A 21265-nucleotide genomic window follows, 5' to 3' on the forward strand; every position below is an offset into this window, starting at 1 on the left:
CTCCCAGCATAATACCAGCAATGGTTTTGGGCTTTGGCGCAGGAACAAAATTTAAGCCCCCATTAACCCTGTCTCAAAACTTAACATCATTAACGGAAATATCCTTTAGAATTTTGGCCAATTGCCGCTTTGACCATTGGTCAATGTTGTTAGCCCTGGCAGGGGTTAACGTTTCCCCGTCAACAACATAGGATTTTTTAATGATGGAACAAGACTTACCTAAATATCGCATGGTCTGTACCCTATCCTTTGGGGATATTTACGGCCAAATTATTGTCTGGTTGATTGTAATTTTTCTTTCCCTGGCATCAGCCCTAGCGTTGGCCAGCAGTACCAGGCCGGTCTATGCCCTGGCCACAGTGGGTTTGGTGTTGGTGCTTTCGCTGCCGTTTTTATTGTTCAGCTTTGTCACCACCCTGTTTAACCATTTGGATTTTGTCCCAGTGGAATCGGATTAAAGGTCAAAGGCTAACCATGGGGATAAGGGGGAAATTAGGAGCTACCGTGGCTTTTGCGGCTCTGTTTGCTAGAGTTTGAGTGGCAAATTCTTGGGATGCATTTTATTGGCTTGATTTGCTCTGCCGATGCTCCCTCGGGATTTATAAAAAAACTGTCACCGTCTTCTATTAGCAACTTTTCCCCTCCCCAAAGATCTATGAACGACCCGATTTTGGCTGTGCGTCAACTGGAAATTGCTTTTCCCGATGCTGATACCAGGGAAAAATTGTTGGCAGTCAAGGGCATTAATTTTGGGCTAGAACGGGGGGAAATCCTCGGCATTGTGGGGGAATCTGGCTCCGGTAAATCCGTTACTTCCCTGGGCATTATGGGCTTGGTGCCGAAACCCGGTTGGGTGGAGCCCAGCAGTGAGATTAGTTTTTATCCCCAAGGGGATGGACCGGCCGTGGATTTGATGACCTTGCCAGAAGGGGAAAGGCGACGGTACCGGGGCGGCAAAATTGCCATGATTTTCCAGGAACCAATGAGTTCCCTCAATCCGGTCTATACCATTGGTTTTCAGATTATTGAAGCCATTCGCTTACACCAAAATGTCACCCAGGAAGAAGCCCAAAACCAGGCGATCGCCCTTTTGCAGGAAGTGAGGGTTTTGCCCAGGGATGAAGTGCTAGAGGCAGAATTTTTAGCCCAGGGTCAGTCCCAAACCAGGGGCCAAGTGAGCAAAAACCTAGCCAGTTATATCCAACAGCGTGAGCAAAGTTTTCTCAAACGTTATCCCCACGAATTGTCCGGCGGCCAATTGCAACGGGTAATGATTGCCATGGCCATTTCCGCCAATCCCCGCTTGTTAATTGCCGATGAACCCACCACCGCCTTGGATGTGACGGTGCAGGCAGAAATTTTGCGGCTCCTGCGGGATTTGTGCAAACAACACCAGGAAATGTCGTTAATTTTCATTTCCCATGATCTGGGGGTAATTAACGAAATTGCTGACCGGGTGGCGGTGATGTACCGGGGAGAAATTGTCGAACAGGGGGAGAAGGAACAAATTTTACATAGTCCCCGCCATCCCTACACCAAAGGTTTATTGGCCTGTCGTCCCCGCCTGGAAATACAACTAGACCATTTACCCACGGTGGGGGATTTTCTCGATGCCGATGGCCCGGCCCCCAGTTACCAAGTGATTACTACCGCCCAGGAAGGCGATCGCCTGGCTCGGTTGAAGGAAAAGCCGGCTTTGTTGGAAGTGCAAAATTTGACTGTGAGCTATGGCCAGGGGGGATTTTGGGGTAAAAAATCTACGTTCACAGCGGTTAACGATGTCTCCTTTACTGTTTATCCGGGGGAAACCCTGGGGCTAGTGGGGGAATCTGGCTGTGGCAAATCAACGTTGGCCAGGGCTTTATTACGCTTGACTCCTATTCAAACTGGAAAAGTTATTTTTGATGGCCGCAACATTATCAATTTGCCGGAAAAATCCCAGCAATGGCGGAGGTTACGGCGGGAAATGCAAATTATTTTTCAAAATCCCTACAATTCCCTCAATCCCCGCATGACCATCGGCCGGGCCATCCAGGAACCACTGATTATTCATCAGCCCCAACAATCCACCAAGCAACAACGGCAACGGGTGGCGGAATTACTGGAAAGGGTGGGTATTAGCCCCCAATGGTTTAACCGTTATCCCCATGAATTGTCTGGGGGCCAACGGCAACGGATTTGCATTGCTCGGGCTTTGGCGCTCAATCCCCGCTTTATTATTTGTGACGAGTCCGTTTCGGCGCTGGATGTGTCGGTGCAAGCCCAGGTTTTGAATCTGCTCAAGGAATTGCAACGGGATTTACAGTTGACCTACATTTTCATTTCCCACGATCTGAGTGTGGTTCGTTTCATGGGCGATCGCATTATGGTGATGAACCGGGGAGAATTGGCGGAACCCATCAACACGGCCCAGGAAATTATTGAAAATCCCCAGAGTGCCTACACCCAAAAGTTAATTCAATCCATTCCCCGCTTTCCTGAAACCCTCAATTGGTTGCAATCTGCTTAGGTTATCCCCCCGATCGCCAATCCCGGCCAACGTGGGATAATTGGTATAACTACCCAATGGAATTTTCGACGAAGTTAGCCGTGGCCAATAGTATGGATGCCAGTATGGATTTTAAAACCAACCTCCTAGAGGCGATCGCCGGCAAAAATCGAGGGCTGTTGGCGTCGGATCGGGACCGGGTAACAATTCTCTCCGCTGTGGAAAAACTGGAGGACTATAACCCCCACCCCAAGCCACTCCGGGAGAAAAATTTGCTAGATGGTAATTGGCGGCTCCTCTACACCAGTAGCCAAAGCATTTTGGGGTTGAACCGTCTTCCCCTTTTGCAACTGGGGCAAATTTATCAGTACATAGATGTGGCGGAGTCACGGGTGGTAAATTTAGCGGAAATTGAGGGCATTCCCTTTTTTGAAAGCTTAGTGTCCGTGGTGGCATCCTTTCTGCCCGTTTCTGATAAGCGTATTGAGGTGAAATTCGAGCGTTCCATTCTCGGTCTGCAAAAGCTCCTTAACTATCAGTCTCCCCTGAAATTCATCCAACAAATTTCCACAGGCAAACGTTTTTTACCGGCGGATTTTAATTTGCCCAGTCGAGAAAGCGCCGCTTGGCTAGAAATTACCTATTTAGATGAAGATTTGCGCATCAGTCGGGGTAATGAAGGTAATGTATTTATCCTGGCTAAGGTTTAGAAAGTGTTTTAAAAGCCCCCCTAGCCCCCCAACTCTGGGGGGAACAGTGTTCAAATTCCCCCAAACTTGACGGAGTCGGAGCTTTAGTGAGGAGATTTAGGGGGCGGATCATGACTTTTTAAACAAGCTTTTTGATAAACTCAGCTAACTATAACGGGGCGATCTGGCGCATATATTGACCCCAAAGACTGGCGGCCAAACCGCTACTACCCTGGGTGGGACTACTGTCGTCATTGCCCAACCAAATGCCGGTGACTAGATGTTTTTGCGGTAAGAAACCGATAAACCACAAATCCACTGCCTTGTCGGTGGTGCCGGTTTTACCTGCGGCTCCATAGCCAATTTGGGCAGCTTGCCCTGTGCCATTGTTAACAGCGGCCTGTAACATTTGGGTCATGGTGGCGGCGATCGCCGGGGAAACCACTTGTTTTTGCCTCCGGCCGTCCTGGCTGGCCTGATAAATTTCCCGACAGCTTTTCAGTTGCTCCGGATCAGGACAATCCCCCCCATCGCGGATATTGACAATGCCATGGGGCCGATTCCACATGCCCCCATTGGCGATCGCCCCGTAGGCTCCAGTCATTTCCAACACCCTAGCTTCACTTTGTCCCAACACTAAACCCGGTTCTTTAGCGAGGGGAGAGTTAACGCCAAAATCCTTAGCTAAGGCAATAATTTCGTCCAGCCCCACCGCTTGGGCCACCCGTAGGGCCACCACATTTTCCGACTGGGTAAAACCTTCCGTGAAGGTAATGGCCGGAGCCGCTCCGCTCCGTTCACAGGGCTTATAGGCCTGCCCCTGCCAGGTGAAAGAGCTACATTCAAAAGCTTGGTTAGTTCTCACTCCCTTGGCGATCGCGGCTGTGTAGGCAAAAAGCTTAAAAGTAGATCCCGGTTGCCGGTGGGCTTGGCTGGCGCGGTTAAACTGACTTTCTCGGTAACTTTTGCCCCCCACCATGGCCAAAACGGCCCCTGTGCGACTGTCGAGGGTGACCACCGCCCCTTGGGAAACGGCATACTTTTTTCCCTCCGTGGTGAGAAAATTCTGCAAATTTTTTTCCGCCAGGGCCTGCATTTTCAAATTCAAGCTAGTTTCCACAACAAAATTGCCTTCGTCGGCCACGTCTTCCCCTAGCAACTGGTTCAATTCACCGAAAATATAGCCATAGAAGTAGGGAGCTTGCCGTTGGGATAGGGTTTGGGTGGCCTTGGGACTAACCTGAATGCGCGATCGCCGGGCCCGGTTCGCTTCCTGTTCGTCGATCATGCCCAGCATCGCCATACGTTCAATGACCCGATTCCGCAACTGCACTGAGGTTTGGTAATCCTGCACGGGGTTATACAGGTTAGGGGCTGGGAGCATGGCCACCAGGGTCGCCGCTTCCCCCACATCCAAATCCTGGGCAGATTTATCGAAATAAAATTGGGCCGCATCCTCAAAGCCGTAATTGCCCGCCCCCAGGTAAACCCGATTTAAATAGGCCTTTAAAATATCGTCCTTGCTATATACTGCCTCCAACTTGAGGGCCACAAACATTTCCCGAATTTTGCGCCCCGCGGTGTTTTCCCGTCCCACTTCGCTGAATAAGCTGCGGGCTAACTGTTGGGTGAGGGTGCTGGCCCCCTGTTTCACGTCTTGATCCTGGAGGTTAATATAAATAGCCCGGCCCAAACCGTAGGGGTCAACACCAAAGTGCCAGTAAAAGCGAGTATCTTCCGACGCAATCACTGCCTGGGGTAAATAGGGCGAAAAATCACTTAAATTGTCAAATTCCCGGTGAATTTCCTGCTTAATGGGGTTGATTTCCGTGACCCCATCCCCCGCATAGACCTTGACCGGCCCGGTGACGCCGCTGGGCATCGGTTTAACGGGAATTTTGCTCCATTGCCAGGCGATCGCCCCGGTGATGATCAGAAAAAACAGAATACCAGTGGAAAAAAAAGTGCGCATTCCCTTGAGCCACAGTGGCGGCGGGTTGAAATAAACTAATTTGGGCACATCCACCAATTCCGGCGGCCCCAGGGTAATTTCATCGCCATGGTGGAGACGATAGCTTTTGAGGCGACGACGTTGCAGATAAATACCGTTGCTAGAGCCTTCATCCCGAATAAAAAACTGGTTAGGATGGTCAGGGTCCCGCCTAAGGGAGCAATGGGTTTGGCTCACGAGGGGATTTTGCAGTTGAATATCGCAACTGGAACTGCGGCCCAGGAAATATCGATCGCCAAGGAGGGGAAACACACGACGGGATTGGGAATCTTTGCCCGATTCCTGCAGACGAATTTTGGCCACCCTCGATCCTTTTTTGAGGGCCACCTTTTGGCTGTTGCCGCCCTGGGAAAGGTTAGTTTGACTTTTTTTAGGGACAGAAGGGGCTTTGCGGGAACGGGTAGCCATGGCAAATTAGGGCAAAAGCAGTCCAATTTTAGACCGATACAGTGGTGAAATCAGAATCAACTATTTCTATGCAGACGCATTTATTGCCAAAAAAGGTTGCCTCCTGGATTGCAAGCTTCAGTCTGGCGGGGCTCTCTATTCTAGCCTTAGACCCTATGGCCAGCCGGGCCGATAGTCCCCTGACTTCCACGGATCTAGCCGGGGCCTACTCCGATATTGCCGCGGTGGCATGGGCCCAGCAGTATCGCATCATGTCCCCCCTCATTGTAGATTTTCTCCTTGGCGATCGCCCTTTGGGGGAAAAGACCGCCGTGATCAACGCCATTGGATGGAATATTGACGGCACTAATAACGCCGAACAATTTTTAGTGGCCCTGGCCAGGAAAAAGGGAAAACCACCCACCCACCTTGATTTAGGAGATTTAACCCCGGAGGAATTGTTCCTGGTCGGTTATCTGCTGGCTTTGGACGATTATCTAAATCTCGGCCCCCTCAGTGCCCAGGGCGGCAATGACCTCTGGCGATCCACCCCAGTGCAACTGCTTTCTAAGGCGGCCTATGCTCTGCCGGAGAATTTCACGGTGCAATTTGTCCGCTCCTTGGTGACGGGACAGGCCTGGTTTGGTTCTTCCTGGTGCGCCCTGTATCTAGAGCCGGCCAATGTGTTGGCGAATTTTCCCCCGGAAAAGCGTAATTTACGTCCCCAAGCGGTGCAAAATGCCATGGAATACCTGAATTTATACGAATCCTATTGTTTACAGGGAGATATTTAGTTATTTGCCCACTGCCCACCATCGGGAAAACGGTTTGTAAAGTTTTGAGAAAATTTTAACGACGTTGGCGGATTATCGCAGTACCTTACCGGGGAATTTTGCCGATATTCCAGGCGATCGGGGTAGAATCCAAGCAATAGTTCCTGTATTTTGCTCGCCGTTATGTCTAAGCAACCTTCCCCCGGTGGCCTAACTAGCCTCAGCGTTGGTGATGTGGTTTCCGGTGGCCTAAGGGTTTATCGAGACCATTTCAAATCCTATCTCTGGCTGGCTGGTCAAGCTTACCTTTGGTTGTTGGCACCATTTTTGATCACAGTTTTAGGAGTGACAATTCTGGCCGGACTGGCGGCGGTAATGGAACCGATCGCCTTAGCAGGGCTGATCATTTTGGCGATCGCCATTTTGTTGGTGCCCTGGGGCTATTGCCTGGGCAAATTCTTCGCCGTCCAGGGGGTATTAGCTAGGCTAGTTTTCTTTGAAGTAGGGGAACAACCGGAAACGGTGGCGGCGGCCAAAATTCAGTTGATGCCAAGATTTTGGCGATTTCTCTGGGTTAGTCTGCTCACGTCCCTAGTGTTTTTTCTGTTCCTCATTCCGATTATGTTGGGCTATGGCGTTGTCTTTGCCGTGTTTGCCTTTCTCTTCACCGCCAATGACCCCGGTGTGGTTTCTATTCTGTTGGCGGCATTATTAACAATTGTTTGGAGCCTAATCTCCCTTTACATTTACATTTGGGCCTTTGCCCGCTTAGCTTTGGTGGACGTTTGTTTGGCGTTGGAGCCTACCCTTAGTCCCCTCAATGCCGTAGGCCGCAGTTGGGCTTTAACTAAGGGTTATGTTTTGAGCTTACAGCTAATTTTCTTCCTCGCTTTTTTGATTACTCTGCCCCTTTCCATGGTGACCAATCTTGGTTCCATTACCACCCTCATTCTCGATATTGACCCGGTTTGGGGATCGGTAATTGATGTTCCTTTGAGTTTAATTATCAGTGTTTTAATTGTACCTTTCTGGCAAGCAATTAAAGCCTTGGTTTATTATGATCTCCGTACCCGAAAAGAAGGGTTAAATTTATCATTAGATTTGCCGACGATGGATAGTTTTTAATCATATTGCTCAGAATTGAAAAAAGTTTCCTTAAATTTTAAACACAAAATTTGAAATAATTGCTGTCCCCATGGTTAAAGTTATCGGCCGTCGTTCCCTCGGAGTGCAAAAAGTATTTGATATTGGTCTCCCCCAAGACCACAATTTTCTCCTAGCCCATGGGGCGATCGCCGCCAATTGTTTTAACAAATCCCATTCCACCGCCTACGCCTACGTCACCTACCAAACGGCTTACTTAAAAGCTAATTATCCGGTGGAGTACATGGCCGCCCTACTCACCGCCAGTAGTGACAGCCAGGACAAGGTGGAAAAGTATCGGGAAAACTGCCAGAAATTAGGCATCACTGTCGAACCACCAGATATCAATCGTTCCCAGCGCCATTTCACCCCCCTAGGAGAATCTATTTTATTTGGACTTTCCGCTGTGAGAAATTTGGGGGAAGGGGCGATCGAGCAAATTATTACCGCCCGGGATAATTCCGAACAAAAACGCTTTAAATCCTTAGCGGATTTCTGCACTCAAGTGGATTTACGGGTCGTTAACCGTCGGGCGATCGAAACATTAATCATGGCCGGGGCATTCGATGGCGTGCAAACCAATCGCAACCAACTTCTCCATGATTTAGAATTGGTCATTGCCTGGGCCCAAAAGCGGGCTAAGGAAAAAGAAACAGGACAATTAAATATCTTTGACAGTCTAACCGCAGGGGAATCGATCAAAGCTAAAGAAGCCGCCAATAATGGTTTTGAACAGGAACCTTCTGCTCCCCCAGTAGCGGAATTTTCTCTACAAGAAAAGCTGCAACTAGAAAAAGAACATTTGGGCTTTTACGTATCGGAACATCCCCTCAAATCGGTACAACGTTCTGCCCGATTACTATCTCCAATTAATTTAATTGATTTAGATCAATATAAAGTCCGTCAGAAAGTTAGTGCAGTGGCAATTTTGGTGGCAGTGAAAAAGATTATTACCAAAAAAACTGGTCAACCCATGGCATTTTTGACATTGGAAGATATGTCGGGACAATCGGAGGCGGTGGTGTTTCCGTCCAACTATGAACGTTTACAGGATGTATTAATAGAAGGCAGCCAACAAATGATTTGGGGCAAAGTTGACCGTCGGGATGATCAATACCAGTTAATTGTGGAAGATTTGGAACCAGTGGAAGAGGTAAAAATGGTCATGCTCGATCTCACTCCCCAGGAGATTACCAACACCAGTACCCAAGCCCAACTGAAGCAAATTTTGCAAAGCCATTCCCCCCAAAGGGAACAGATGAGAATACCAGTGGTGGCCTGCATCAATGAAGGGCCAACTAAACATTTCATTCGTTTTGGGGAAAACTACTGGGTGAATGACTACGGTGCTGCGGTGGCATCCCTCCAGGAATTGGGTTTTCGAGCCCGGTTGGAGCCATTGTTACCCCAAAGCCAGAGTGTTGGTTAGCAGTAATTTTGTGGCTGATTTAATTGAAAATAAGACGAAACTGCTGGCTAAATTTTCTGTCGACTTAAACAAATTACGGCAAATTTTGAATCAATCATGGTCAAACAAAAAATCCCCGAGTTGGATGCACTCAGGGAATTGAAGCTGAAACAATGGGAAATAAAATAAATCAGCAGTTTTACTATGGTTGTTCGTTGTCTAACTTTGGGGATGTGAATCAGTTTGGGATTGGGCGTATTTTTGGGCCGCCATCAAATTAGCTAAAGCGGCTTCCAAATGGGGCCCTGCATCAACTGCCACCCAACCATCGTTAGTCAGGTGTCGCCATTCAAAGTGTAAATGGGGCCCAGTGGAGAACCCCGTGCTACCAATCCGGCCGATCACTTCGCCCCGAGCCACCTGCTGTCCAGTTTGTACAAAGGCTTCCGATAGGTGGGCATAACGGGATTCCTGGGTTCCATCTAAGTGGCGCAGGGTAACCATCAAACCATAGCCGCCGGACCATTGGGACGCTTCCACTATGCCGTCATAGGCCGCCAGCACCGGAGTGCCCATGGGAGCGCCGATGTCAGTGCCATTGTGCATACGCCCTTGACCACTGATGGGATGAATGCGCCAACCAAAGGCGGAGGTAATGGGATTAACACCAGCAACGGGGAACATGAGGTCAGTACCTTGACCCGGCTCACCTTGGGGAGAGTACAATCCCGTGGCCCTACTGTATTCCGGTAGCGGAGCTAGGGCGATTTGAATGCCCCGATTAGCCATGGGATCAAGGCTGAAAACTTGATTGGCCCCCACGGGCTGCCCGATCGCCAGGGAACTGATTTTGGGTTGAATATTGAGGGGATTGAGGGGAGCAACGGAGCTATTAGTGGGAGCCGCATTGCGGGCATTGATCCTCTGGCGACGGGAAGTTAGCGTCGTGGGGGGATTAATCGGACTGGACTGCTGGCGAGCCACGGGGGCACGGTTGCCTGTATTGCGATTGGCAGCGGGATAACGGGTGTTGAGGGGGGCCTGTTGCCCAGAGCGGGGAATGAATTCCACTTCCGTCCGAGTGGGCAAGTTGGGGGCCGCCGCAGTGCCTTGGGGAGCAGCATCAATATAACTATTCTTTTGCAAACCTTGACGTATCTGGGCCGGTTGGCTGGATACGGGGGCTGGGGGCAAAATGGTCGGTGCAGCCAGTTTGGGCGCTGCCGGTTTTATGGCCGCCGGAGCGGGGGCCAGAGTAGATTTACTCTGCACCGGAGTGGACACCTTTACCGGGACTGGGGGAGCGGCGGGAGTTGCAGTGGGGGCTGAGCCTGAACCCTCCACTTCCAAATTTCCCGTAGTGCCACCGGGTAAAGACCAGATCAAACTACCAAGGACAATCAGCCCGCCTAGGGACAAGTTGTAGAGGCTGTAATCTCGGCAGGGCTTACTTTTTAGGTCTTTCACCTTCCATTGGGACTGCATTGTTCAGATCCTCACACACATTCGGGTTGCAAAATACTCCCTCGATTGTAGAGGGTTGGGTTATAAATGCAAACCAGAACAGCCAGAACGAAAAATTGTCACTGTCTGGGTCGCCACCAAATTTCATTCAACTTCGTGCCCCGCCGAGGCGATCGCCGCCCGCAGTAATTCCTCTGTCACCGCACTGGTGATGGTAACTTGCTTGCTGGCCACATCCACTTGCACCGTTGCTTGGGCATCTTCATTTTGCACAGCTTTAGTGACGGCTGCAGCACAGGCTTCACAAACTATGGTGGGTACAGTTAGTTGAATGGTCATGGAAAGTTATGAAAATTTAAATCGATTATGGGGGGGAGGATGTCAATGCGGCTGAACATAGCCCTGGTTTTGGAACCAATACACCGCATCTGCCAAGGCCTGTTTGATGGGGGACTGGGGCAGGCCCAATTCCCGCACCGCTTTACCAGCATCGTAATACATCTCTTGGGCAGACATTTTAACCCCGTCCATGGGCACCGACGGCGATCGCCCTAGGGGAGCAAGAACTTTTTCTTCCACCCAGGCCACCGCCAGGGGTAACCAAAGGGGCACTGTATTTTTGGGAGCTGACAACCCCGTAATGGTGGCTAGGTGGGCCAAAATGCCCTGGAGACTGATATTTTCGTGCCCGAGAATATAGCGATCGCCCCTGGTCAGAGCAGTTTTTCCCTTTTGCCAAGCTAGGAGATGCCCCGCCGCCACGTCCCGCACGTCAATTAAATTTAAACCAGTGTTAACGTAGGCTGGCATTTGTCGCCGCAGAAATCGCAAAATTATTTCCCCCGTGGGGGTGGGCTTAACGTCCCAGGGGCCAATGGGGGTGCTGGGGTTAACAATGACAATATCCTGTCCCTGCTGGACCGCCGCCAACGCCTCCTGTTCCGCCCAATATTTTGACTGTTTGTAAGCCCCGATTAATTTTTCCACCGGACTTTGATAGGTTTCGTCGGCGCTTTGCCCTGCCCCTTTCACACCGATCGCCGCGACGGAACTGGTATAGACGGTGCGCTCAATGCCCGCCTTTTGGGCACAGGCCAGGATATTTCTGGTGCCTAACACATTGCTGTGATAAAGAGTCTCCCGGTCTTTTTGCCAAAGGGAATAGTGGGCTGCCACATGGAATAAACCCCGACAGCCCTGCATTTGCCGATGGAGATCAGCATCATTCAAATCCCCCACCACCCAATCGATGGGTAAATTTTGTAAATTATCGGGACGACTGGAAGCCCGCACCAAAGCCCTTACTTGATAACCCTGGGCCAACAGATGCCGGACTAAATTGGCCCCGACAAAGCCAGTGCCCCCAGTGACAAAAAAACAATCCACCATGGCTATCCAGTGATTAACATGCCCATAATGCCATCAAAGGTTAGCCTATATTCCCCACTCCGTCGATCGCTGGGATAACTTCTTGCTATTTTTTTAACCTACCCACTGCGCAAAAATTATCATCAAGCCATCAAATAGCAATGGTTTTCCGCTGGGTTAAGGCCATGGCGATCCCCTTTTCCACATAGGCCGCTTCGCCAATGAATACAGGGTAAACCGTTGAAGCTCCCCGATAGGGAGTGACATTACCCCGACGATGGTAAAACAATGGTGTGCCCGGTTTAATCGCCTGGTAATCCCGGATATGGGGCGCAATTTCCGCCACAATTTGCCCCTGGGCATCCCTGGGGTAGTCGATGGTTTCTATCTGTTGATAGACGGTGCAATTATCCGCCGAACGCACATTACCGGAGGTCAATGCCTGGAGATAGGCCAAAATTCTGGTTAAAGTCCGTTGGGTTTTGGCGATCGCCCCTTGGTCATAAACTCCCTGGGGCACGGGGCCAAACTCAATGGTTAAGCCTAATTCACACAGGCCACGAATATAGGGCAAATCCTTTTGGGGGGCGTACTGCAACACCCGAATTTCCTCATCCTGGGCGCTGAGGTGGGCCGCTAGGTTGAGGAGCAGAGGATGGGGGCAGTTTAAGATTAAAGTGGTGCCCATGGCCGCCGTAGTGGTGTGCAAATCCACAATAAAATCAATGCCCGCCAGGGAAATTTGATGGGCCAACTGCCGGGACCGCAACTGTTCATAGCCCATCAGATAGGGGTTTTTGCGGTCCTGGGGCCGAAAGCAACGGTTCAAATCCTGGTGAATATACCTACGATTAGCGGCGATCGCCCGGGGATTAGCCAAAAAATAATGACACTTCAATGCCGGAAAATACCGAGCAAAATCTTTCTCTTGCCACCGACGCACCACCTCCACCCCTGTTCGTTCATTACCATGCACCCCCCCCACAATGGCTAGGGAGCGGACTGCTGAATTTATCATTCCCCACTTAGTCCTATAAAAACTTAAGATCCAATAAAATGTCCTTATATTGTAACTTTGACTACTGTTCTAAAACAACAATATCATTGTTTTTATCTGTTTTTTAACAGTTTTTAACTAAACCGGGGATGACCAAGCTAAAGGTCGGCAATTGTAGTGTGGATTTTTTGTAATATTTCCTTAGGTCACTGCCAGAATTAGGGACAATGAAGTTGCATAAAACAGGAGAAAAACACCTTGGCCCACACTTTCCTATTGGAGCCAGGCCGATGGCATCTAGCGGGCTTTTGGCTGGAGCGTGATCAACCCCCCCTAGAAATCAAGGGAGGTGCCCTGATAGCCTGGAATCAAGAAGATTGGTTTACCATGGTGACTAAGTTTAGCTTTCCCGGCGGTGGCCACCAAGATATATCCTGTCAATATCGGGGTCGCCTCAACGGTGGGGAGTCCCAATACACTTACGTTTTGCAACACAGTCAACTAGGTAGAGTAGAAGGGGAAGGCTGGATTTCCAACCATGCCATTGTTCAGCGCTATTGGGTCCTAGGCGATCGCCAGCGGCAGAGTGGCTTTGAAACCTTTTACCGCTTCAGTGATCACCGTTATTATTTAGCTAGTGGAATGCTCACTGGCCACTACTTGACCAGTACAATGGAAGCCACCCTGGAAAGACAGGGCTGAGGCTAGGGATCCAGACTAAATTGCTTGTTGCTCGAAAATTAACGTCACCGCTCGTCGCTGAGATATTTGCGCTATGACCCCTGACTCCCGTCACCGCCGCCTATTGGCCAATCGCTATCAACTGGTTGAGTTGGTGGGTAGTGGAGCTATGGGCCAAGTTTACCGAGCGGAAGATAAGCTCCTTGGGGGAGTAACCGTCGCAGTCAAATTCCTTTCCCAAGCCCTGCTCAACCCCCGCATGAAGGAACGGTTTGAAAGGGAAGCCACTATTTCAGCCCTATTGGGGGAAAAAAGTATCCACATTGTGCGGGTGCGGGATTACGGCCTGGACGAAAAAGAAATTCCCTTCTACGTCATGGAGTACCTGCAGGGGGAAAACATCAGTGACGTAATTAAATACCGACCCCTCAAGGTGGAGCGCTTTTTAAAAGTAGCTAGGCAGATTTGCTTTGGTCTGGATTGTGCCCATAAGGGAATTATTTACCAAGGAGAAGCCTGCCCCGTTGTCCACCGGGATATTAAGCCCAGTAACGTACTCTTGGTGGAGGATCCAGCCCTGGGGGAACTGGTTAAAATTCTCGATTTTGGTATTGCCAAACTAGTACAAGCGGCGGAGGAATCGAAAACCCAGGCCTTCATGGGTACCCTCGCCTATTGTTCCCCGGAGCAAATGGAAGGCAAGGAATTAGACAGTCGTTCGGACATCTACAGCCTGGGAGTGATGATGTACGAAATGCTAACGGGGGAAATGCCCCTGTTCCCCGACAATTCTTCCTTTGGGGGTTGGTATGAAGCCCATCACCACACTAAGCCCCATCCCTTCTCTGCCCGCTATAAAATTCCCGCTTCCCTCGAAGCCTTAGTGATGAACTGCCTGGCTAAAAGTCCCAAGGGTCGTCCCCAATCGGTGGATGTGATTATCCGGGCGATCGATGCCATTGAAACAGAAATTAAAGCTCCCCCCATTTCCGATACAGAGAAAACCCAGATTGCGCCCCATTTACTAAACAGTGACATGGAAGCCACGGTGGTGGCCCAACGGGGCACGGGAACAGCTCCAGAAAAACGATTGCCGCCAGTGAGTGAACTCTATAAGCAATTAGACTGGCCCTCTGACAAACCAAAACAGAAAATTGTTTTTCCCCACGTGCTCAACGCCGCTGAAGGAAAATTGGCCAGTTTGTGGGTGATGTTGAATCAAGAGGATATCCTCACCCGTATGTCCAGCATCCGCTACAACCAATTTTTGCTGATGACTTCGCCCCATCCCATGGTGCTGTGGATTACGGTACTCTATCATCGGGAATATGGCCCCCGTTGGTTGCCCTGTTACCTTGATTTAAAGACCACATCGGGTCAAAATTTTGCCCAAATGTTGGGGCAATCCGGTACCTATTGGTTGCTATTTTTTGCCCTGGAAAATCCCACTCGCTGCCAGCACATGTTAACCGCCACCGTTGCTCCCAATCAGTGTAAGTTGCTCAAGGAGTGGGCCCAGTCTAGTCAATCTCTGCCTGGTGGTAAGCCCCAGGTGACTAAACGGTTGCTCAAACAAGAGTTGGACCGGCTTAAACCTAAAATTGAGGCGAAATTGTCCCAGGTTAAACCATCCTTCAACAAAGAAGTGTCGGGACTGTAGGGCGATCGCCAAAATTACAATTTCCCACGGCCCAGAATGGGTCAGATTGTATCTATATGAAGTCCTTGGCCCTGGAAGGTAGCCTTGGCCCACAGATAGTCGGATTGACCATATCCCCCACAGTCAGCAAGGCCATGGCAGGCCAATATTCAAACGAGAGCCCAGCTCTCCCACAGCCAAAGCTAGACACAAACATGGGAAAACTGGGCAAGATTTGATTTATCTATTCGATCAAAAACAATCTGGGCGCAAAGAAAAGCACTAATCGTAATAATCTTGGCTGGAAACATTACCGATCGCCGCTTCATCTTGATTGATGCAACTGGTGTTACGGGCAAAGTTGCAGACCCTGGCCCAGAGCCGGGCCCTCGTTCCCGCTGGCCCAGAAGAAAAAACCACCTTGGAGCCATTTTCAATGGTGACGCCACATACGGGACAGGTTTCTGCGGGGAAAACACTCATGAGTATTTATTCCTAGTGAATGAATTAGAAGCTACGTTAGGGGATTTAACCAGAGTAGACCGTCACAAATGTTACTGTTTACCCGATTAATTTTAAGAAATTTTAAGTTATATTGACAAAAATGTCACTTTATATTCCAAAAGTGACAATCCATACGAGGTTATCTGGTTTGGCGCTACCTACCAACTAGCACTGCGCCAGTTGCCGTTGCCGTTGTTGTTAGTGGGCACCGTTTGGCCATTACCAATGCGGAGGGGCGATTGCAGCATCAGGGTCAAATCTCGGCTGGAAACAGTTAACAACTCCTCTGTGCCACCACCAAGAATGCCTGCCGTGGGTAAGCCCCAACCGGCCAGGGCCCCCGCCGCTGCTCCCCCCAACACTTCCAGGGGCGTAATGCGGCGATCGCCAGTGGTACCGGAAATGATCGTTGCTGTGCCAGCCCCAGCCAAGGTTCCCATAATTACATCGGAAGCACTCGCCCCCTTATTGACCGTTTGAAAACCTACCAGTTCGCGGGAACGGGCATTGATGGGAATATACTCACCAGTATTGAGCACCAACTGCTGGGCCACAAATTGCATTGCATTGCCATTGGAGATCGGGCGGAACTGACCAATAATTTCACTGCCAGCGGGAATAACCGTAACACCGTCGGATTGACGGAGGGCCGTTGTGGTGCGGAGACTGACTGCCCTGGTTTCTCCCCTTTTTAAAGTGATCTGTCCTTGGTCAACCGCCACAGGAATCATCGTTTGGGTCGGCACTTCCACATTGTAGAGTTGGCCGATGTTATAGCTAGACTGAGGAGCGTAGGGATAGGGGTTATTATTATTCCATCGCTTGGAATTTTGGGCGGCATTGCCACGATTGGGACGGGGACGGGCTTCCACTGGGCTAGTGAAACTAGTAACCAATCCCCCCATTAATAAAGCAGTAGTCAACAAAGCAGTGGAGCGACGGGCTTGCCAATGCAGCTTAGGGAACGAAAAACTATTAAACATCCTAATTTCCTCACCTGATTGCGGATATGGGTTGTGGGAAAAATTTCCCTCACTGCATCCAGATTAGGTAAAGGAAAAAGGAATGTCAGTCCCCGTTAACATGGAAGCGTTGAGTAGAACATTGAGCAGTAAAGTGGAAAAAAAGGGAGTTCTCCACCCAGCATGCCCATCACTCATCAACCACGCTTTTGTTTGACCTGCCCCATCGATAGGCGGCGGACATAGGTTATTCTTCCCATACGGCTGGCCACAGAGCGAACAATTTCGGCCCTAGTTTCCTGGTCAACCGTCAGCTTATTCGGTACAGAATTTAATGATTTTTCTAGGTCGGCAATTTTACGCTTGAGGGCAAGATCACCGGGCAGACTAAAACAATCAGCAGTACAATCAAACATGATTAAAAAAAGACTTGAATGTCACTAACTACATCCAGTGTTTGTCATGACCAGTCTTTTCACCAGAGAAACTATCACATTGGCCAAGTGATTTAGGTCACAGACAAACCCCAGGGCCGTTACTTATATTCAATTATTCAATGCCATAGGATAATTTGCTCTGGCGCACGGGCTTGCAATCCCTCCAAGCCCCAGAAAAAATAGAGTTATAGCCGCGGTGGAGTTATTTAACCCATCAGCAAGGCAAATCAAACACGGCTCCTACTTCATTGTAAAATAAACTTAACAAAACTGTCCCCACCCACAGAAGCCAGTAATTGGGTATCAAGACGAGGGGAAAAGAAACAAAAAAATAAAGCAGACCCTGATTCCATAGAAAGCTATCTTCTTTGCCTCGGCGGAAACTAAAAACGAGAAAAGTTCGCACCGAACATCAATCATAGAATTTTAGCCCTAAAACATAAGCTGAACAGAAATTGTTGTCCTCTCTCCGCATCCAGGACAAACTGAGAATCGCCTGCAACATTACTTAACAAAAAAGCAGGAATAAAATTAACAAGACGTAACAGACAGAAGTCCCATCAGCGTTGTATAAAGTTAACTGTGGGATCGCAAAAGCATTCAAGCCTAGGCGTTGAGCTGTTTGAGCATCCCGGTGGCCCTATCGCTGCCTCCGTGTTCCTCCCTGGATTTATTTAGGTAATATCTCTCATAAATCCCCGGGTGGTTAACGAAAGTTCATGGAGATCAGTAACAATAACTCCAGGGTCATTACTTTGGACTCCCTCAGTTTATCCGGGGGAATTGTGTTTAAGAAAATCCCAACTCATAAAGTCAAGTAGGAGATTAATTCAATGTTCGACGTATTCACTCGGGTTGTTTCCCAAGCTGATGCTCGCGGCGAGTACCTATCCGGTTCTCAGATTGATGCGTTAAGCGCCACCGTAGGCGAAGGTCTAAAGCGGATTGATGCTGTTAACCGCATGACCGGTAACGCTTCTGCTATCGTTTCCAACGCTGCTCGTGCTTTATTTGCTGAACAGCCCCAACTCATCCAACCCGGTGGAAATGCTTACACTCACCGTCGGATGGCTGCTTGTTTGCGTGACATGGAAATCATCCTCCGCTATGTTACCTACGCAACCTTCACCGGCGACGCTTCCGTTCTAGAAGATCGTTGCTTGAACGGTCTTCGTGAAACCTATGTTGCTCTGGGTGTTCCCGGTGCTTCCGTAGCCGCTGGCGTTCAAAAAATGAAAGAAGCTGCTTTGGAAATCGTTAACGATCCCAACGGCATTACCCGTGGTGATTGCAGTGCCATCGTTGCTGAAGTAGCTGGTTACTTTGACCGTGCTGCCGCTGCCGTAGCCTAGTTTGGTTATTTTAAGAAACCAACTTTACTCAGGTTTTATTACCAGAGAAAATCCAGCACATCGCTGACATATCTAGGAAAATTTTCACACTTTTAACGGGAGATACCTGAACAATGAAAACCCCTTTAACCGAAGCTGTTGCTACCGCTGACTCTCAAGGTCGCTTCCTGAGCAGTACCGAATTACAGGTTGCCTTTGGTCGTCTTCGTCAAGCCAACTCCGGCCTCCAAGCCGCTAAAGCTCTGAGCGACAACGCCCAGAACCTGGTTAACGGCGCTGCCCAAGCTGTTTATAACAAATTCCCTTATACCACCCAAACCCAAGGTAACAACTTTGCTGCCGATCAACGGGGTAAAGACAAGTGTGCCCGGGACATCGGCTACTACCTCCGCATGGTTACCTACTGCTTGATTGCTGGTGGTACCGGTCCTTTGGATGAGTACTTGATCGCCGGTTTGGATGAAATCAACCGCACCTTCGACCTCTCCCCCAGCTGGTACGTTGAAGCTCTGAAGTACATCAAAGCTAATCATGGTTTGAGTGGTGATGCCCGTGACGAAGCCAATTCCTACCTCGATTACGCCATCAATGCTCTAAGCTAGTCAGTTTTCAATTCTAGCTGGCCTGGAAGGGTGGGGAAGTGTTAACAACTGGTTGACAATATTCCGCTTTTCCAGGTCTTGTCGTATTTATTGACACTTATCTAGGAGAATAAAATGACTAGTTTAGTTTCGGCCCAGCGCCTGGGCATTGTAGCAGTAGATGAAACTGTTCCCCTCGAACTTCGTTCCTGCAGTACAGAAGAAGAGGTAAATGCCGTTATCCTGGCGGTTTACCGTCAAGTTTTGGGCAACGACCATCTCATGTCCCGGGAACGACTGACCAGTGCAGAATCTTTGCTCCGGGGCAGGGAAATTTCGGTCAGGGATTTTGTGCGGGCTGTGGCTCTGTCGGAAGTGTACCGGCAGAAATTTTTCCATTCCAACCCACAAACCCGTTTTATCGAGCTTAATTATAAGCATTTATTGGGACGGGCTCCCTATGATCAGTCGGAGATAGCTTTCCACGCTGATCTCTATCACCAGGGAGGCTATGAGGCGGAGATCAATTCCTATATTGATTCCCTGGAATACACGGAAAGCTTTGGAGATTGGGTTGTTCCCTATTTCCGCGGTTTTTCTACCCAACGAAATCAAAAAACCGTTGGTTTCAGCCGTTCTTTCCAGGTGTATCGGGGCTACGCTACCAGTGATCGTTCCCAGGGGAATGGTTCCCGTTCTCGATTGACGCGGGAGTTGGCTCGCAATACGGCTTCTCCGGTTTATTCCGGTTCCGCGGCCGAGAGTTTGCGGGGAACTTTGGCGGGCAGTCGCAACCAAATGTATCGTTTGCAGGTGATTCAAGGAGCAGCCCCTGGTCGTCGTACTCGAGTGCGCCGTGGTAAAGCGGAGTATCTAGTTTCCTACGATAATTTGTCTGCCAAGTTGCAACAAATTAATCGCCAAGGAGATACGGTCACAATGATTTCCCTTGCCTAGAATCAGGATTTTTTGTCAACCTAGTTAGTAAAAGGAGATTATTTAGTGGCAATTACAACCGCAGCCTCCAGATTGGGGGTGGCTCCCTATAATGATTCCCGCCCTGTGGAGTTACGCCCTGACTTTAGCCTTGATGATGCCAAAATGGTGATTCGGGCTGTGTATCGTCAGGTTTTAGGCAACGATTACATCATGGATTCCGAGCGCCTCAAGGGTGCCGAGTCTCTTTTAACCAATGGCTCCATCAGTGTGCGGGAATTTGTCCGTACCGTGGCCAAGTCCGAACTTTATAAGAAGAAATTCCTTTATAACAACTTCCAAACCCGGGTCATCGAACTCAACTACAAACATCTGTTGGGCCGTGCTCCTTTCAGTGAAGATGAGGTGATTTTCCATCTCGATCTCTATGAAAACCAGGGTTTCGATGCGGATATCGATTCTTACATTGATTCGGTCGAATACCAAGAAAACTTTGGGGAAAATATTGTTCCCTATTATCGTTTTAATAATCAGGTAGGTGATCGCACTGTGGGCTTCACCCGCATGTTCCGTCTCTACCGTGGTTATGCCAACAGTGACCGCTCCCAGTTAGAGCGCACCTCTACCCGCTTAGCGACGGAGTTGGGGCAAAATACTGTTTCGGCGATCGTGGGACCCAGTGGCAGTAATGCTGGTTGGGCCTACCGTCCTTCTCGGGCGGGCAATACCCCGGCAAAAGCGTTGGGCGGTACGGTTCCCTTTGGTCAAGCAAGCAGACTGTTCCGGGTGGAAATTACGGCCATTTCTGCGCCTGGTTATCCCAAAGTGCGTCGTAGCAATAAGGCAGTGATTGTTCCCTTTGAACAACTCAACCAAACATTACAACAAATTAATCGTTTGGGGGGTAAGGTTGCTAGTATTACCCCAGCTAGCTTGAGCTAGATTTTTGTTTAGTTCAGGAGGAGAAGTGGCTTGACTTTATTTTCCCTCTGGGGAGTAACTTGGGGTCGCTTCTCTTTTTTTATTTTTGTAGATGATTTTGCAAACTAGCAAATTAAAAATTTAGTGTTTAGGAGTTTTTAGAATCGCCATGTTAGGTCAATCTTCTTTGGTGGGTTATTCCAATACCCAAGCGGCTAACCGTGTCTTTGTCTATGAAATTAGTGGACTCCGCCAGACCGATGCCAGTGAAAACATCAACCATGATATTCGTCGCAGTGGCAGTGTGTTTATTAAAGTTCCCTATGCCCGTATGAATGAGGAGATGCGCCGCATTTCTCGTTTGGGGGGAACAATTGTTAACATCCGCCCCTATCAAGCCGATAGCAACGAAGACAACTAGGTTATTTTGTTAATTGCGATTTGGGCTGGGTATGAAATATTTTACTTAGTCAAAAGCTCTAACTAACAATGACTAATCTGTTTTTCTGATTGAACTCCAAACT

21 protein-coding genes and 1 pseudogene are annotated in these 21265 nt (G+C 49.3%); 14 read left to right on the forward strand and 8 right to left on the reverse strand.

The window, feature by feature from the left end; translation table 11 throughout:
• The 4 genes and pseudogenes from IQ219_RS19925 to IQ219_RS01995 all read left to right on the forward strand — a co-directional run.
• Positions 1-191, forward strand: a pseudogene (locus tag IQ219_RS19925) (hypothetical protein); the annotation flags it as partial.
• Positions 192-203: 12 nt separating this feature from the next.
• Positions 204-458 (forward strand): hypothetical protein, encoded by a 255-nt coding sequence (locus tag IQ219_RS01985; protein ID WP_190597939.1) that lies wholly within the window; start codon positions 204-206, stop codon positions 456-458.
• A gap of 197 nt (positions 459-655) precedes the next feature.
• Positions 656-2509 (forward strand): ABC transporter ATP-binding protein, encoded by a 1854-nt coding sequence (locus tag IQ219_RS01990; RefSeq protein ID WP_194071536.1) that lies wholly within the window; start codon positions 656-658, stop codon positions 2507-2509.
• Positions 2510-2589: 80 nt separating this feature from the next.
• On the forward strand, positions 2590-3198 hold the full coding sequence (locus IQ219_RS01995; protein WP_338116549.1) for a PAP/fibrillin family protein: 609 nt from the start codon (positions 2590-2592) through the stop codon (positions 3196-3198).
• Between the two features lie 148 nt (positions 3199-3346).
• Here IQ219_RS01995 and IQ219_RS02000 read toward each other — a convergent pair whose 3' ends face one another.
• The gene (locus tag IQ219_RS02000; protein WP_194071537.1) at positions 3347-5596 is read right to left on the reverse strand and encodes a PBP1A family penicillin-binding protein; all 2250 of its coding nucleotides are present in this window, start codon (positions 5594-5596) and stop codon (positions 3347-3349) included.
• A 155-nt stretch (positions 5597-5751) separates the two neighbouring features.
• Between IQ219_RS02000 and IQ219_RS02005 the strand changes: the two genes are divergently transcribed.
• The 3 genes from IQ219_RS02005 to IQ219_RS02015 all read left to right on the forward strand — a co-directional run bounded on the left by IQ219_RS02005 (position 5752) and on the right by IQ219_RS02015 (position 8920).
• The gene (locus IQ219_RS02005; protein ID WP_228016644.1) at positions 5752-6369 is read left to right on the forward strand and encodes a hypothetical protein; all 618 of its coding nucleotides are present in this window, start codon (positions 5752-5754) and stop codon (positions 6367-6369) included.
• A gap of 162 nt (positions 6370-6531) precedes the next feature.
• The gene (locus IQ219_RS02010; protein WP_194071539.1) at positions 6532-7473 is read left to right on the forward strand and encodes a hypothetical protein; all 942 of its coding nucleotides are present in this window, start codon (positions 6532-6534) and stop codon (positions 7471-7473) included.
• Between the two features lie 70 nt (positions 7474-7543).
• Positions 7544-8920, forward strand: a complete 1377-nt coding sequence (locus tag IQ219_RS02015) for an OB-fold nucleic acid binding domain-containing protein (RefSeq protein WP_194071540.1) — start codon at positions 7544-7546, stop codon at positions 8918-8920.
• A gap of 198 nt (positions 8921-9118) precedes the next feature.
• Here the strand turns inward: IQ219_RS02015 and IQ219_RS02020 are convergent, their stop codons facing one another.
• From IQ219_RS02020 to IQ219_RS02035, 4 genes are all read right to left on the reverse strand, one after another.
• Entirely contained in the window at positions 9119-10384 is a 1266-nt protein-coding gene (locus IQ219_RS02020; protein WP_194071541.1) for a M23 family metallopeptidase, read from the reverse strand.
• A gap of 123 nt (positions 10385-10507) precedes the next feature.
• Entirely contained in the window at positions 10508-10702 is a 195-nt protein-coding gene (locus tag IQ219_RS02025) for a heavy-metal-associated domain-containing protein (RefSeq protein ID WP_190597726.1), read from the reverse strand.
• Positions 10703-10744: 42 nt separating this feature from the next.
• Positions 10745-11752: a hopanoid-associated sugar epimerase gene (hpnA, locus tag IQ219_RS02030; protein ID WP_194071542.1), complete on the reverse strand. Its 1008-nt coding sequence runs from the start codon at positions 11750-11752 to the stop codon at positions 10745-10747.
• A 130-nt stretch (positions 11753-11882) separates the two neighbouring features.
• Positions 11883-12749, reverse strand: coding sequence for an aspartoacylase (locus IQ219_RS02035; protein ID WP_194071543.1), 867 nt, complete (start codon positions 12747-12749; stop codon positions 11883-11885).
• Positions 12750-12986: 237 nt separating this feature from the next.
• On the opposite strand from IQ219_RS02035, the gene IQ219_RS02040 reads away from it, so the two are divergent.
• Together IQ219_RS02040 and IQ219_RS02045 are read left to right on the forward strand one after the other, a co-directional pair.
• Positions 12987-13430 carry a hypothetical protein gene (locus IQ219_RS02040; RefSeq protein ID WP_194018836.1) on the forward strand — a complete coding sequence of 148 codons (444 nt, stop codon included), beginning with the start codon at positions 12987-12989 and terminating at the stop codon, positions 13428-13430.
• A gap of 73 nt (positions 13431-13503) precedes the next feature.
• Positions 13504-15069 (forward strand): serine/threonine-protein kinase, encoded by a 1566-nt coding sequence (locus tag IQ219_RS02045; RefSeq protein WP_190597722.1) that lies wholly within the window; start codon positions 13504-13506, stop codon positions 15067-15069.
• Between the two features lie 261 nt (positions 15070-15330).
• On the opposite strand, the gene IQ219_RS02050 is transcribed toward IQ219_RS02045, so the two are convergent.
• The 3 genes from IQ219_RS02050 to IQ219_RS02060 form a co-directional block, all read right to left on the reverse strand.
• The gene (locus IQ219_RS02050; protein WP_190597721.1) at positions 15331-15531 is read right to left on the reverse strand and encodes a hypothetical protein; all 201 of its coding nucleotides are present in this window, start codon (positions 15529-15531) and stop codon (positions 15331-15333) included.
• Between the two features lie 179 nt (positions 15532-15710).
• The gene (locus IQ219_RS02055; protein WP_194071544.1) at positions 15711-16535 is read right to left on the reverse strand and encodes a hypothetical protein; all 825 of its coding nucleotides are present in this window, start codon (positions 16533-16535) and stop codon (positions 15711-15713) included.
• A 176-nt stretch (positions 16536-16711) separates the two neighbouring features.
• Complete coding sequence (locus tag IQ219_RS02060) at positions 16712-16930, reverse strand: hypothetical protein (protein WP_190597719.1); 219 nt, start codon at positions 16928-16930, stop codon at positions 16712-16714.
• An 854-nt stretch (positions 16931-17784) separates the two neighbouring features.
• Here IQ219_RS02060 and IQ219_RS02065 point away from each other — a divergent pair.
• The 5 genes from IQ219_RS02065 (at position 17785) to IQ219_RS02085 (ending at position 21162) form a co-directional block, all read left to right on the forward strand.
• A complete protein-coding gene (locus tag IQ219_RS02065; RefSeq protein WP_194014837.1) occupies positions 17785-18303 on the forward strand; it encodes a phycocyanin subunit beta in 519 nt (172 codons plus the stop codon).
• A gap of 113 nt (positions 18304-18416) precedes the next feature.
• The gene (gene cpcA / locus IQ219_RS02070; RefSeq protein ID WP_194071545.1) at positions 18417-18905 is read left to right on the forward strand and encodes a phycocyanin subunit alpha; all 489 of its coding nucleotides are present in this window, start codon (positions 18417-18419) and stop codon (positions 18903-18905) included.
• Positions 18906-19019: 114 nt separating this feature from the next.
• The gene (locus IQ219_RS02075; protein WP_194071546.1) at positions 19020-19841 is read left to right on the forward strand and encodes a phycobilisome linker polypeptide; all 822 of its coding nucleotides are present in this window, start codon (positions 19020-19022) and stop codon (positions 19839-19841) included.
• A gap of 45 nt (positions 19842-19886) precedes the next feature.
• Positions 19887-20762, forward strand: coding sequence for a phycobilisome linker polypeptide (locus tag IQ219_RS02080; protein WP_194071547.1), 876 nt, complete (start codon positions 19887-19889; stop codon positions 20760-20762).
• 148 nt (positions 20763-20910) lie between these two features.
• On the forward strand, positions 20911-21162 hold the full coding sequence (locus tag IQ219_RS02085; RefSeq protein ID WP_190597716.1) for a phycobilisome linker polypeptide: 252 nt from the start codon (positions 20911-20913) through the stop codon (positions 21160-21162).
• Positions 21163-21265: the final 103 nt, after the last annotated feature.

Source organism: Synechocystis sp. LEGE 06083, from assembly GCF_015207725.1.
GTDB lineage: Bacteria > Cyanobacteriota > Cyanobacteriia > Cyanobacteriales > Microcystaceae > Synechocystis > Synechocystis salina.